This window comes from Pseudomonas sp. PDM02 (assembly GCF_014852285.1).
In the GTDB taxonomy this organism is placed as follows: domain Bacteria; phylum Pseudomonadota; class Gammaproteobacteria; order Pseudomonadales; family Pseudomonadaceae; genus Aquipseudomonas; species Aquipseudomonas migulae.
Genome location: NZ_JACVBL010000003.1, coordinates 104,662 through 118,432, shown reverse-complemented (window position 1 = coordinate 118,432; position 13,771 = coordinate 104,662). Strand labels below are relative to the sequence as shown.

Here is a 13,771-nt window from a genome sequence, read left to right as displayed (position 1 = left end):
ATGCGCTATGTAGGAGCGAGGCTTGCCCGCGAAAGCGTCATCACGAACACCGCAAATCCGTGCTACCGATCCACCTTATGCTTCGCCGCATACAAACACAGCATCTCCATCGCCAACGTCGCCGCCGCCAGTGAGGTAATGTCCGCACTGTCGTAGGCCGGCGCAACTTCCACCACGTCCATCCCCACCAGATTGATCCCGCGCAAGCCGCCGAGGATTTCCAGCGCCTGGACCGTGCTCAAACCGCCACACACCGGTGTGCCGGTGCCGGGTGCAAACGCCGGGTCGAGGCAATCGATGTCGAACGTCAGGTACACCGGGTTGTCGCCGACCCGTGCGCGAATCGCTTCGACAATCGCGTCCACCCCACGCCGATGCACTTGCCGCGCATCCAGCACTTGAAAGCCCTGATGATCGTCATTGGTGGTGCGCAAACCGATCTGCACCGAGCGCGACGGGTCCACCAGACCTTCCTTGGCCGCGTGCCAGAACATCGTGCCGTGATCGACGCGCTTGCCCTCTTCATCCGGCCAGGTGTCGCTGTGCGCGTCGAAGTGAATCAACGACAGCGCCCCATGTTTACGGGCATGCGCCTTGAGCAGCGGGTAACTGATGAAGTGATCGCCGCCGAATGTCAGCATCGCGCAACCGGCATTCAGAATGTGCTCGGCGTGGGCTTCAATGCTTTCCGGCACCGAATGCGGCGAACCGTAGTCGAAGTCGCAATCACCGTAGTCGATCACCGCCAGATGATCGAACGGGTCGAACGTCCATGGCCAATGCCGCTCCCAGGCGATCCCGGTGGACGCCGCACGAATGCCGCGCGGTCCAAAACGCGCGCCGGGACGGTTGCTGGTGGCGGTATCGAACGGCACGCCGCTGACGGCCACGTCGACACCGCGCAAGTCGCGGCTGTACCGGCGACGCATGAAACTGGTGATACCGGCGTAGGTACTTTCGGCGGCAGTCCCGTAGAGACTGTCGCGGGTCATGGCCTGATCGTTTTGCACTGGGACGTCCATCAGGTGCTCCTTCTTGTTTATTTACTGGCGGCTACGGAAAGTGGTCCACAAACGGGTGCGCTGACGCATGTCCTTGAGGCTCATGCTGCGGTCGGCGTACAACCGCTCGCGCACATCGGCGAGGGGGTAAATGTCGGGATCGCTGCGTACCGCCTCATCCACCAGCGGTGTGGCGGCCTGGTTGGCGGTGGCAAAGAACAGCGTGTTGGTCAGCGCCGCCACGGATTCGGGACGCAACATGAACTCGATAAAGGCGCGGGCGGCTTCGGGGTGCGGCGCGTCCTTGGGGATCGCCAGGTTGTCCTGCCAGACCAGCGTGCCTTCCTTGGGGATCCGGTACGCCACTTCATACGGTTTGTTGGCCTTGCGCGCCTGATCGGCGGCCATGCTCGCATCACCGTTGTAGGTCAAGGCCAGGCAGACGCTGCCGTTGGCCAGGTCGTTGATTTGCCGGCCACTGGCGACGTACAGCACATTCGGCTGCAACTGACGCAACAACGCCTCGGCGGCTGACAGATCGGACTTGTCGGTGCTGTAGGGATCTTTACCGAGGTAGTGCAGCGCCAGGCCGATCACTTCCTGCGGCGAATCGATGATCGCCACGCCGCAATCTTTCAGCTTGCTGGCATATTCGGGTTTGAACAGCAAGTCGAGGCTGTTGAGCGGCACATCCGGCAAGCGCTTTTTCACCGCCTCCACATTCATCCCGAGCCCGAGCGTGCCCCAGGTATACGGCACGCCGTAGCGGTTGCCGGGATCGACCGCGGCGAGTTTTTCCAGCAAGTCCGGATCGAGGTTGGCGTAGCCCTTGAGGCCTTCATGGGGTATCGCCTTCAACGCACCGGCTGCCAAACCCCGCGCCAGCACGCTGGACGACGGCACCACCACGTCATATCCGCTGCCGCCGGTGAGCAACTTGGTTTCCAGGACTTCCGAGGAATCGAACGTGTCGTAGCGCACGTGAATGCCGGTTTCCTGCTCGAAGCGCTGCAAGGTTTCCGGGGCCACGTAATCGGCCCAACTGTAAAGATTGACGACCTTCTCCTCGGCATGGGCCGACACGGAGGCGGCAAGGAACAGCGCGGGTAAACACAGCTTGAATAGAGGAGCCATGACGAACACCTGACCAGAGGAAGTGGCCCCAGCATGCGTCGTCGGATACATTGGAAAAATACCAAGTCAGTTACCCTGACTTTATTGCGGAGTAATGTTTGATGCTCGGCCAGCTTCACGATGTGGATCTGCAATTGCTGCGCCTGTTCGTCAGCGTGGTGGAATGCGGTGGTTTCAGCGCAGCCCAGGGTGAACTGGGCCTGAGCCAGTCGAGCATCAGCCAGCAAATGGCCAGGCTTGAAACCCGGCTCGGCTATCGGCTGTGCAGTCGCGGCAAGGGCGGATTCAGGATCACCCCCAAAGGCGAACAACTGTTGGCCGCGACACGCGGACTGTTCGAATCCATTGAAGCGTTCCGTCATCAATCCAATGGCGTGGCTGGTCGGCTGATCGGCGAGGTGCGCCTGGGGCTGTCCGAAGCCGTGGATCAATCCGTGCTGCAACGGGTGGCCGAGGCGATCCGGCGCTTTCGCGAACGCGATGAGTCGGTGCGTATCGAATTGATCAGCGCCATGCCCGGCGAGATGGAGCGCTTGCTGCTGCAACAACGGCTGGACCTGGCGATCGGCTATTTCTCACAGGTGCAGAGCGCGTTTGACTACCGCGAACTGTTCACGGAAACCCAGCACTTGTATTGCGCCGCCGGCCACCCGCTGTTCACCGACGAGGCGCCGGACGATCAAGCGTTGCAGGCGTGCGACCGGGTGGATCACCCTTACCGCTTTTTGCGCAGCGACGAGCCCTTTCAGGGCAAACGGTGCTCGGCGCGCTCGGAACAGGTCGAAGGCACCCTCGCCTTTATTTTGTCCGGCAAGCATGTCGGTTACCTGCCCAGCCACTTTGCCCGCAGTTGGGAAGACAAAGGATTACTCAGGGCCGTACGCCGCAGCGACATGAGTTTCGACGTGGCATTCCACCTCGCCCGCCACCGTGCGCAGGTGCCGGGGGATGCGCAGAAAGCCTTTGAAGAAGATCTGCTCGCCGCGTTCACCTGAAACCACCGCCCCCCCCTGTAGGAGCGAGCCTGCTCGCGATGACGGTGGATCAGTCGACATTTATATTGACTGATCCACCGTCATCGCGAGCAGGCTCGCTCCCACAAGGGTTTTGTGTAAGTCGATGAATTTTCTGGCATCCTGCGCCTCCATTTTCTGACCCGGCCCGCCTTTCGGCACGCAAACCACCATGACCGCCTCTGAAAAAGCCCCTGCCCCGCGCCACAACGACCTGATCTACGGCCTCGACGACCGCCCTCATTTGACCGCCACCGTCTTCGCCGCCCTGCAACACGTACTCGCCAGTTTCGTCGGCATCATCACCCCGACCCTGATCATGGGCAGCGCCCTCGGTCTGCAAAGCGAAATCCCCTATCTGATCAGCATGGCGCTGTTTGTCTCGGGGCTGGGCACCTTCGTCCAGGCGCGCAAGTTCGGCCCGATAGGTTCCGGTTTGCTGTGTCTGCAAGGCACCAGTTTCTCGTTTATCAGCGTGATCCTCAGCGCCGGTTTCATGGTCAAGGCCCGCGGCGGCGGCACTGATGAGATCCTTTCGACAATCTTTGGCGTGTGTTTTTTCGCCGCGTTCATCGAAGTGGTGTTGAGCCAGTTCATCGGCAAACTGCGGATGCTGATCACGCCGGTGGTGACCGGGACGATCATCACGTTGATGGGGTTGTCGCTGATCAAAGTCGCCATGACCGACATCGCCGGCGGCTTCGGCGCGACGGATCTCGGCGCCGCCAGTCATCTGGCGTTGGCTGCGTTGGTGCTGGGCACCATCGTTGTGCTGAACCGTATTGATGTGCCGTTCCTGCGCCTGGGCGCCATCGTGATCGGCCTGACCCTCGGTTATCTCGTGGCATGGCTCATGGGCCACGTGGATTTCGGCAGCATGCCCGACGTACCGCTGATGAGCGTGCCGGTGCCGTTCAAGTACGGTTTCAACTTCGACTGGGTGGCGTTCGTGCCGGTGGCGGTGATTTTCCTCGTGTCGCCGCTGGAGGCGGCCGGCGACCTGACGGCCAACTCGATGATTTCCCGGCAGCCGGTCAAAGGCCCGATCTACATACGCCGGATCAAATCCGGCCTGCTCGCCGACGGTCTCAATTCGGCCATGGCGGCGGTGTTCAACAGCATGCCGATGGTGACCTTCGCGCAGAACAACGGCGTGATTCAACTGACCGGCGTGGCCAGCCGCTACGTGGCGTTTTTCATTGCCGGCCTGCTGGTGGTGCTGGGGCTGTTCCCGATGATCGGCGCGGTGCTGCAACTGATGCCGAAACCGGTACTCGGCGGCGCTGAACTGGTGATGTTCGGCACCGTTGCAGTGGCCGGGATCAAGATCCTCGCCGAAGCCGGCCTGCATCGGCGCAACATGCTGATCGTGGCGATTTCCCTCGGCATGGGCCTGGGGGTGGCGGCCGTGCCGGAGGTGTTGCGCGAGTTGCCCAAGGCGCTGCATAACATCTTTGAATCGCCGATTACCGTCGGCGCGTTGTGCGCTATCGTGCTGAACATCTTCCTGCCCGAAGAATTCATCGAGCTGGAAGAAGACGATTTCGACCCGGAAGCCTCGATCCTCCAGGTCATGGAAAACCCGGATGTCCCGGCCAAAGGTTAACCCGCCGTTCTGTAGGAGCCGGCTTGCTGGCGAAAGCGGCCTAATAATCAACGCAAGTCTCAAGGCCGCCATCGCCAGCAAGCCGGCTCCTACAGGGGGGTGTCAGAGGAAGCGGACACCGGGTTTGGCGCGTTCATCCACGGTCAACTCAAACACATCCGGGCGCGCGTAGTGGCCGACGACGTCGTAGTCGTAACGCGCGCGGATCAGGTCGTCGGTGTCGATTTCGGCGGTGAGCAGGCCGCGCTCACCGCGCAGCGGCCCGGCCAGAATGTCGCCCATTGGGCCAACGATTACGCTGCCGCCGGCAATCAACGGCCGGTCCGCCGGCCAGTTGGCGATCTCCACGCCCAGGGCTTGCGGCGAGTCCTGAACCTGACAGGCACTGACCACAAAGCAGCGCCCTTCATGGGCGATATGGCGCATGCTCACCTGCCACATCTCCCGCTCGTCCACCGTGGGTGCGCACCACACCTCCACACCTTTGGCGTACATGGCGGTGCGCAGCAGCGGCATCATGTTTTCCCAGCACACCACCGCGCCGATCCGGCCGACCTGGCTGTCGATCACCGGTAACGTCGAGCCATCGCCCTTGCCCCAGATCAGCCGTTCGGTGCCCGTGGGCATCAGTTTTCGGTGTTTGGCGACCAGTCCGGCCTGCGGCTCGAAATACAACGCGGTGCAATACAAGGTGCTGCCGGCGCGCTCGATGACGCCAATCACCAGATTGGCCCCGGTGCGCGCCGACAACCCGGCCAGCGCTTCGGTTTCTACGCCTGGCACGTCGATGGCATTGGCGAAATACCGGGCAAATGCTTCTCGACCTTCCGGCAGGCGATAACCCAGTTGCGTGCCGAACCCCTCGCCTTTCGGGTAACCACCAAGCAACGCCTCGGGCATGACCACCAGCGCCGCACCGGCTTCAAGGATGGCGTTTTCGTACGAGAGAATTTGTTCCAGGGTCTCGGCTTTGCCGCCAGGCAGTGCGCCGATTTGCAGTGCAGCAACGATTGACTTGGGCATCGCGGTCACTCCGTTCATATCAGGTGTTGCTCATTCTCAGGCGCTACCGGATCATGAATAAAGCCCCGTTCGCTGCTGAATGATATGAACACCATGAATATCGCCACCGTCGATCTCAACCTGCTCAAAGTCTTCGAAGCCTTGCATGAGGAGTCCAGCGCCAGCCGTGCAGCGTTGCGTCTGGGCGTCACGCAGTCGGCGGTCAGCGCGGCGTTGCGCCGACTGCGCGAGGTGTATGGCGATCAGTTGTTTGTGCGCACCGGCCGAGGTCTTGCGCCGACGCTCAAGGCCAATCAGTTGAAACCGGTGGTCAGCGACGCGCTGAACAAATGCCGACAAAGCCTGGCGATGGTCGATCCAGCCGCCCATCACTACGAAGGCCGTTCGGTCACGGTGGGCATGTCGGATGATTTCGAAATTGCCTACGGCCGCCGCTTGATCGAAGAGATCGACCGTTGCGCGCCGAAGTTACGGCTGATCTTCCGCCAGACCCACAGCCAGATCGTCGCCCACGCGTTGATGGAGCGCAGCATCGACCTGGCGATCACGGCCGGCGGGTTTGCCGAACGGTTGCTGAGTCGTCAGGTATTGGGGGAAGGCGATTATCTGTGTCTGGTTGACCCGACAAGTCTGGCCGCGGGACAGCAAACCATCGACCTTGAGGAATTCGTCACCCGTGAACATATTCTGGTGTCATCGGGTGGTTTTATCGGGATCACCGACGAAGGGTTGGCCGCGTTGGGCCTGAGCCGGCGGGTATGCGCTTCGACCACGCATTTCGCAGCGTTGCCGCATCTGCTCAAGGGCAGTAAGGCGGTGGCGACCATCCCGGCACATGCCGCCCGAAGCATCGCCGCACTCAGCGGGTTGACGCTGCTGCCCTGCCCGTTGGCATTGCCGCGTTACCCGATCGAGCTGGGCTGGCGTACCAGCACGCAGCTCGATCCGGTGGTGTTGAAAGTGCGTGAGGCAATTGTCGCGATTTTTGCGTGAAGCCGGCCTTATTTGGCCGCCATCAACCGATTGACTTCACTGCGCACCATGTTGGCGAATTCCGGAGGCGACATGCCGTCGAGTTCGGAACGGACCCACTCGGCCCATTTGCCTTTGCGCTTGGCGCGTTCGCCAAACAAGCGTGCGGCCTCGCCTTTGGCTTTGCCCAGGTTGTTCTGCCAGAGTTCGAACAGACGGGATTTCTCGTCTTCAAGCGCTGCGCGCTCGGCAAGGGGTTTGTCGGCCAGATTGAAGCTCATGGGGAGTTACCTGCTGCGTAAATAGGCGACATCTTACACTGTAGGAAGAAATGTCCTGCGCAGGATTTTTCTACTGGAGGGCCTGCGCAGGTAAAATCGCTGCAACTTTTTCAATCGCCGCAGACTCCATTGTTCACTGCCCACTCACCTGCAAGGAGTATCCCAATGGCTCGGAAAACCGCCGCACAAGCCGCCGAAGACCAAATCAAGGATCAAGCGTTCAGCGAGCTTCAGGCGCTGATCGAAGAGTCGGAAAAATTGCTGAAAAGCAGTGCCTCGCTGGTCGGTGAGGAAGCGGACACGCTCCGTGGGCAAATCGCCCAGAAACTCCAGCAGGCGCGGGACTCGGTAACCCGCGTTCGTGACCGGACCCTGCCTGCGGTCGAAGCGACAGAAATCTATATCGGCGGTCATCCGTGGCAAACCGTGGCGATTTCCGCTGGTTTCGGTTTGGTTGTCGGGTTGTTGCTGGGCCGACGCTAACCGGCCGCGCCTTTGTCACGCGGACGTTGGCTAAATGCAATTTAATGTGGGAGCCGGCTTGCTGCGGGCGGCGTTCCGACGATAGCGATCTCAAGGACGCCATCGCCAGCAAGCCGGCGCCTACACAGTCCGTGTTTCGACGTTAGAGTTCGGCCAACTCTGTTCCTGCTTTAGAGACCGGCTAGTTCGCGTAGATTCGCCAGCGTATCCGCATCCAGCTGAATACCATCAGCGTTGGACTTGGCGCGCTGATGATGGCGGCGATCACCCGGCAACCGTTTGAGCCCCACACCGTGCATCTGCCGCACCAGTTCCTGACTGCGCTCGGCAAAGCTCTGCCCGGCGGCCTTGCTCGGATCGATCACGATCAACAGTTGGCCGGTCCATGGCGTCTTGGCACCAGGGTGGTTTTTCCAGTCGAATTCGAAGGAGAAATTGCCGCCGGTCAACGCCGCCGCCAACAGCTCCACCATCATCGACAACGCCGAACCTTTATGCCCGCCAAACGGCAGCAACGCCCCACCTTCCAGAATCGCTTTCGGGTCCTGGGTCGGCTGACCGAGACCGTCCACGCCCATGCCCGCGGGCAAGCGCTCACCCTTGCGTGCGGCGATCTGCACATCGCCATGGGCGATGGCGCTGGTGGCCAGGTCGAAGACAATTGGATCGCCGTCCGCGCGCGGGGCGGCGAAGGCAATCGGGTTGGTACCGAACAGCGGGCGATCGGCACCGTGCGGCACCACGCAGGTCATGCTGTTGACCACGCTCAACGCCACCAGCCCTTCATAGGCGAACGGCTCGACGTCCGGCCACAACGCCGCGAAGTGATGGGAATTGCGAATCGCCAACACCGCGATCCCGGCGCTGCGGGCCTTCTCTACCAGCAAGGCGCGTGCGGCGGCGAGCGCCGGTTGGGCGAAGCCATTGCCGGCGTCGACCCGGACAAAACCCGACGCCACGTCTTCAACCACCGGCACGGCCAGGCCATTGACCCAGCCGCTTTTCAGCGTCGACACGTAACCGGGAATGCGGAACACGCCATGACTGTGGGCGCCATCACGTTCGGCACCGGCGCAGTTGAGGGCCAGTGCCCTGGCGACTTCGGCGGAGGTGCCGTGACGAACGAAAATGCGTTCGAGCAAAAGGACGAGAGAATCAAAATCCAGGGTTGAGTTGGCCGAACTGACTGCCATTTCAGGCGAAGCGGTCATCTGAAGCTCCAGTGTTATTTTTAGAGGCGGGCGACAGGTCGATTAAGCGCTTTTTTACCGGCTTCCTGTCAAGTCTCTCGCGCAAGCAATATGTACCGCACCCCGCCTTTTCCCGCCCCCTATTGTTGCCCCTCGACCCAACGAGCTGCGCTGAACGCCGCCGCAGCCCATCGAGGAAACATCATGACGACACCTGCACTGCCGTATTTTTTTGACGAAGCCTTGGCTGCATCCACTGCCGGGTTACTCGGCGAACGGGAAACCGCGCTGGGCTTTACCCTGGACGATCTGAACTGGTTGAACACGGTTTACAAGCCGACCCAGGCAGCCCGCAAAACCCATGAAAAACCGATGCAGGCCTTCCAGCTGCTGCTGTCTTTGCCCGGCAAGGCCGGCATTCCTTTGGCCGGCGCCTTTGCCATGAGCCGACCCGATAATGGCGCGGTCACGCTCTTCACACCGTGCAAAGGCTTGATCAAATTCGCGGGCATGGCCGACCTCAAAAACAAACTCAAAGAATGGCTGGCACAGGCCACTGAAAAAAGTGAGCTGTTGCGCTTCCACTCCATCGAACAACGCCTGCCCTTGGCCGCCGCCGCTGCACTCGATATCTCCACTCACGAAATCGAAGGTGCAGTATTCGAAGACCAGGAACTCACGCTCAAGCAACAGCAGGAACAAAACCTCAAGGCGATGGCGGACGAGTTGGTCAAGATGCCCACCTTGCAATCAATGCTGGACGAGGTCCTCAAGCACGCGTTGTCCAAGCCATTCCCCGAGCTGGACCAGCGTCTGACGCGGCTGAACAGTTTTGTCAGTACGGGTTCTGCGTTTGATCAACGTGGAACGCCCCATGGGATTGCAACGATGTCACTGAGCGAGGCCCTCCTGCATTTTTACCTGACGAATCAGTGGCCGACGGGCGCCTCCAGGGTGTTTACCCATCCCGAGCACGCCACCGGCAGCAATGCCGACAACCAGACCTGGGAAAGCGCGGTAAAAAAAATCGCGCAAGGTTTTACACCTCACCTGCACAGCCTGCTCGAGACCTTCTGGGACTCGCTCATGAGCAATGGCTTGTCGCGCCGGGCTTTTTTCACCGAGGGCCTGCAAGACACTTTTCACGCAAGGCTGTTAAACCAGCACCAGCAGGGCACTTTGACGACAGAGCAATACCTGCGACTGATGAATGTCAGCCTCCCCCCGGCCACGGTCGATCCCCTTCGCATCGAAAAAGTGCGGTTCACCGCCCCCTTCAAACAATTCGCAGAGCTTGCCTCGACCTTGATGATCGGCGGCGCGAACACGCTGGGTTTCCTGTACAGCCCGTCCCGCGGCATCGAGGCCACAAGCAACCTGCCAGCAGTGAAAAAAATCGCCCTGCAAATGCTCAACAGCGCAGAGCATGAAGACACGCTGCTCAAGTTCATGTCATTGAACGAACGCTGCACGTTTCTTGGACTGGTACTGAACGATCGGGTGATCGTCGGTGAACCCATCGTCGGCCCGGTGTTTGCAAGCGTGATGACTGACATCATTGATAAACAACGGCAAAACCTCAGCCATGCCTTGAGCCGTTACCGTGAAAGCGAAGGCACGCTGGACCCTCACGCCTTGCTCGACAATGCCCTGGACGTCCGGGCATTGATCGATCCCCGCTTGCTGCTGCCTGAAGCCGTGGGACGCTGGAGCACTCGACCGGACCATGGCGTGAATGCGCGGCCGGCCACCGTGCGCGCCGAGTCGGCCAAACAGGAACTGTCGCTGCTGAGCTCGGTCGAACAGGCGCTTGATCAAGTCCTTGAAAAACACCCGGTCATTCCCACAACAACCCGCACGTTCGCCGCGGCGCAAAGCCTCGTCAGTTCATCATTGGCAGGTTTGAAATCGAGTTTTACCCACACACTGTCAACGGCACTGCGCAGTGAATTGAAGCTTCGCGCCGTCTCACGCACCCTGGGTGCGGCGGAACAGGCGATCATCAAAACCGTGCTCGATACGCCTACAAGCGCGGACCGAGCGGCATTAAACGGCTTTTTACCGGAGGTCTTTTCCCTGGCGTTGAAGGCCGGCACCGCGGCAACCCCACTGAAACTGGCCAGCTGTTTTGTCCTGACTGAACGGGGCGGCCTGGATCCGCTGCACTCAGGCAAGGCCATTCTGTGGACGCCGGCACTGGGATTTGAAGCCTTCAAGGCACTGACGCCGCTAAAGGAAGAGCTCGAACGACGCCTTAAAGACAAGAATCATCGTTCCATGCTTCTGGAAAACCTTGGCCGTAGCGAGCGATTGCCAGACAGGGCCTACACACTGGCGCCACTGCAACAGGTCCATGGGCATTTTCTCGACAGTGTGCAAAGGCCCTTTGTTGATCTGGACCAGAGCTCCATTACCCGCGCGCTGACCACCCCGCGCTCCCCCGCGCCGCGGGCCAGTCTGCTGAATCTGGTGGCCCTGCGTGAGCCGATGACCGGGCTAAGTCGTGCGACCGACATCGCCCAGTCCCTGATCACCCAGCAAAAACTGCCGGCCTGGCTGGCCAAGGCGCCGATCAAAGAGCTGATCCTGCATGGCGAACTGCTTCAGCAATACCTGAACAACGTCAAAGATGACGAGGATTACCTCACCGGCATCCGATCATTGAAGCAAACCACCCACCATGAACTGGAAAAACAACTCAAGGCCGACACGTTCAACATCAATCCGGACAAGGTCCAGGTCGAGATCAGCGCCAGCCCCTGGTCTGCGTCCAGCAAACAGACCCTGACCGATTTTGCGCTGGCGCACCTCAAGGATCTGGACACTGTCTCGCTCAAACTGACGTCGCTGGACACCACGGTCATTCCGGAGGGCATGGACGAACGCTACATCAAAGACCTGATACGCAACCTGAAACCGGGTGAGCATCAGCAAAAAATACTCAGCGCGGCCCTTGCAGACACCGTGGCAAACGCGGATCGCAGGCAGCGCTTTTACACGCAACTGCCCTGGCAACTGATGCACCACGCCCACGCGGAAAAACTGCAGGAGCGCCTGAGCGAAACCGGGTTCGATCTGATCCGCCAGGTCATGGACATGCCAGACGCCATCGCCCGTGCAGCCGTCGATGGCGCCCACGCGATCATCCGGCCCCTGGAGTTCCTCGGTGTCAGGATCGGACAAACCGTCAAAGTGCCGGGCGTCTATCTGATCGGCTCATCGGCCGACAGCACGGCGCCGCAGGTGCTTGTCGCCCCTCACAGTCCACGGCACGGGATCAAGGAATACCAAAGCAAAACCCAGCTGCTGGCAGAACTGAAGACCCGCGGCGCACTGTTCGATTGGGTGCTCATGAACCTGGAGAATTCTGAGCGGATAATGCTGGAAACCCGAATGGCAACGCGCAGCAACCGGGCTACAAGAGCCGCACCCGTGGCAACGGACAATACCGATGCCGACGTCAAGCTGGCGTCCAACCCGATCAAGGGGCACCTGTTCGGGCACTTGTTCAATGACAATGCCGCGTTGTTGAGCCGGTTGCTCGGTTTTCAGTCCGATGACAAAAAGCAGAGTGCATGGGCAACAATCAAGCACGTTCTGGGCGAGGACCTGTACGAGGCGTATTCATTTTTCATGGGCAAGCTCGCCTACCCTGTCACGGTGTACCACAGCTACCTTGACATCAAAAAATCCGCCGAACACCTGCAAACGCACAAATGGGGTGCGGCTATCAGGGAATTCATCAGCGGCATTGCTCAACTCGCTTCGTTGCGCCAATCGCTGGACACTCACGCACCGCCGACTTCCACGCCAGCCGCACCGACACCGGAAAAAACCGATGCCCGCTGCAAATGGCAGGACATCAAGGTCACCGCCCCCGAGCGCACAGGCTTGAAGCGTCATGAAAGCCTCCACGTCGACCTGGGTTCGCTCAAGCCTGACTCAACACCCGGGCTCTACGCGCACCCGACGACCAAGCAACTTTACGGGCCGGTGGAAGGCAAAGTGTTTCCGGTGACCAAACGCGGCACCCACTGGCGCATCGCCGACACAAAGACGCTTGGCCCTTATCTACGGCAAAACGAATCGAAACAATGGGTGCTCGACCGGGATACACCGACGCCGCAGTTCGGCCTTCTCCGTCGGCTGGATACTCTGGCAGCGGCTTGGGACGGCATGAACATCGACGCCCATGGAATGCGACAGATACGACGTTTTTACCCGCACAAGGCTCGGCAGATCGACCAGGCGCTTGACCAGGCAACGAGCTATGCCTGGAACAGCTTTCGAAACCTGCAGTTGCTGAAGAACACCAACGACACGGACACCCCCGTGCATCAACTCATCAAGCGTTTCATTGAAGTGCCTGAGGTGTTGCCGGCGCATGTCGAGAAACTTGAAAAGGTCGTGGGCGACATGTTTACCGCGTTGTTGGACCCTACGCTCAGAAAAGCCAAGTCCGATCGTTTTGTCGTCGGCCGGGTAAACGATGGCGCCGACAGTACATTCGGCCTCACCGTCCCGAATGACACCGAGAAGAAAATCTATCTGGCGGAAAAATTCTTCGATCCCGGTTTCGAGCATTATCGCCAATATCTTACCGACACGGCCTTCCCGATCCACACGCATGCCCAGGCGATAACGCTCCTGCATGAGCTATCACACCTTGTTTGTAATACCGAGGACATTTCCTACCTTGACCCTGGCAGACCTTTCACCGACCTGATCGGCACGGCCAGCGCGACCGCCACTGATCTCAAGAATGCATTGACCGATGCTCAGGACACCGCACTGTCGATCAAGACACCTTACACACAATTGTTCATGACCCAGGATGCCGACACCGGCGTGTGGGAAGACCCGGGAAGTACGACTTATGAAAACACTGACCGGGTAAAAGCCCAACTTTTGACGTTGACCGGTGCAGACAACCTGAGCGGTGCTCGCGAGACCTTCAAAAGGAACTCACTGACCCGGCTGGCGGTACAACTTGGAAATGCCGACAGCGTGGCCTGGTTAATCAGTCATCTCGGCCGCGAGTTACACGTCAATACACCTTGAGTCCAGA

10 protein-coding genes are annotated in these 13,771 nt (G+C 60.0%); 5 read left to right on the top strand and 5 right to left on the bottom strand.

Annotation, left to right across the window (positions count from 1 at the left end):
• Nucleotides 1-62: 62 nt before the first annotated feature.
• Nucleotides 63-1,022, bottom strand: a complete 960-nt coding sequence (gene speB, locus IB245_RS06950; RefSeq protein ID WP_192227092.1) for an agmatinase — start codon at nt 1,020-1,022, stop codon at nt 63-65.
• A 21-nt stretch (nt 1,023-1,043) separates the two neighbouring features.
• A complete protein-coding gene (locus tag IB245_RS06945) occupies nt 1,044-2,135 on the bottom strand; it encodes a polyamine ABC transporter substrate-binding protein (RefSeq protein WP_192227091.1) in 1,092 nt (363 codons plus the stop codon).
• A 101-nt stretch (nt 2,136-2,236) separates the two neighbouring features.
• Here IB245_RS06945 and IB245_RS06940 point away from each other — a divergent pair, with 101 nt between their 5' ends.
• Nucleotides 2,237-3,130 carry a LysR family transcriptional regulator gene (locus IB245_RS06940; protein WP_192227090.1) on the top strand — a complete coding sequence of 298 codons (894 nt, stop codon included), beginning with the start codon at nt 2,237-2,239 and terminating at the stop codon, nt 3,128-3,130.
• A gap of 190 nt (nt 3,131-3,320) precedes the next feature.
• On the top strand, nt 3,321-4,754 hold the full coding sequence (locus IB245_RS06935; protein ID WP_192227089.1) for a nucleobase:cation symporter-2 family protein: 1,434 nt from the start codon (nt 3,321-3,323) through the stop codon (nt 4,752-4,754).
• Between the two features lie 102 nt (nt 4,755-4,856).
• Here the strand turns inward: IB245_RS06935 and IB245_RS06930 are convergent, their stop codons facing one another.
• The gene (locus IB245_RS06930; RefSeq protein ID WP_192227088.1) at nt 4,857-5,777 is read right to left on the bottom strand and encodes a carbon-nitrogen hydrolase family protein; all 921 of its coding nucleotides are present in this window, start codon (nt 5,775-5,777) and stop codon (nt 4,857-4,859) included.
• Between the two features lie 84 nt (nt 5,778-5,861).
• Here IB245_RS06930 and IB245_RS06925 point away from each other — a divergent pair, with 84 nt between their 5' ends.
• A complete protein-coding gene (locus IB245_RS06925; protein ID WP_192227087.1) occupies nt 5,862-6,770 on the top strand; it encodes a LysR family transcriptional regulator in 909 nt (302 codons plus the stop codon).
• Nucleotides 6,771-6,778: 8 nt separating this feature from the next.
• On the opposite strand, the gene IB245_RS06920 is transcribed toward IB245_RS06925, so the two are convergent.
• Nucleotides 6,779-7,030 carry a hypothetical protein gene (locus IB245_RS06920; protein WP_007937833.1) on the bottom strand — a complete coding sequence of 84 codons (252 nt, stop codon included), beginning with the start codon at nt 7,028-7,030 and terminating at the stop codon, nt 6,779-6,781.
• Nucleotides 7,031-7,195: 165 nt separating this feature from the next.
• Between IB245_RS06920 and IB245_RS06915 the strand changes: the two genes are divergently transcribed.
• The gene (locus IB245_RS06915) at nt 7,196-7,513 is read left to right on the top strand and encodes a DUF883 family protein (protein ID WP_192227086.1); all 318 of its coding nucleotides are present in this window, start codon (nt 7,196-7,198) and stop codon (nt 7,511-7,513) included.
• Nucleotides 7,514-7,683: 170 nt separating this feature from the next.
• On the opposite strand, the gene IB245_RS06910 is transcribed toward IB245_RS06915, so the two are convergent.
• Entirely contained in the window at nt 7,684-8,724 is a 1,041-nt protein-coding gene (locus tag IB245_RS06910; RefSeq protein WP_192227085.1) for an Ldh family oxidoreductase, read from the bottom strand.
• A gap of 183 nt (nt 8,725-8,907) precedes the next feature.
• Between IB245_RS06910 and IB245_RS06905 the strand changes: the two genes are divergently transcribed.
• Nucleotides 8,908-13,764, top strand: a complete 4,857-nt coding sequence (locus IB245_RS06905) for a dermonecrotic toxin domain-containing protein (RefSeq protein WP_192227084.1) — start codon at nt 8,908-8,910, stop codon at nt 13,762-13,764.
• Nucleotides 13,765-13,771 lie beyond the last annotated feature (7 nt).

Bases quoted from the DNA above. Each gene is read 5' to 3' on its own strand.
- IB245_RS06925 (WP_192227087.1), top strand. From the start codon at position 5,862: ATGAACACCATGAATATCGCCACCGTCGATCTCAACCTGCTCAAAGTC.
- IB245_RS06935 (WP_192227089.1), top strand. From the start codon at position 3,321: ATGACCGCCTCTGAAAAAGCCCCTGCCCCGCGCCACAACGACCTGATC.
- IB245_RS06915 (WP_192227086.1), top strand. From the start codon at position 7,196: ATGGCTCGGAAAACCGCCGCACAAGCCGCCGAAGACCAAATCAAGGAT.
- IB245_RS06920 (WP_007937833.1), bottom strand. From the start codon at position 7,030: ATGAGCTTCAATCTGGCCGACAAACCCCTTGCCGAGCGCGCAGCGCTT.
- IB245_RS06910 (WP_192227085.1), bottom strand. From the start codon at position 8,724: ATGACCGCTTCGCCTGAAATGGCAGTCAGTTCGGCCAACTCAACCCTG.
- IB245_RS06930 (WP_192227088.1), bottom strand. From the start codon at position 5,777: ATGCCCAAGTCAATCGTTGCTGCACTGCAAATCGGCGCACTGCCTGGC.
- speB (WP_192227092.1), bottom strand. From the start codon at position 1,022: ATGGACGTCCCAGTGCAAAACGATCAGGCCATGACCCGCGACAGTCTC.
- IB245_RS06945 (WP_192227091.1), bottom strand. From the start codon at position 2,135: ATGGCTCCTCTATTCAAGCTGTGTTTACCCGCGCTGTTCCTTGCCGCC.
- IB245_RS06940 (WP_192227090.1), top strand. From the start codon at position 2,237: ATGCTCGGCCAGCTTCACGATGTGGATCTGCAATTGCTGCGCCTGTTC.
- IB245_RS06905 (WP_192227084.1), top strand. From the start codon at position 8,908: ATGACGACACCTGCACTGCCGTATTTTTTTGACGAAGCCTTGGCTGCA.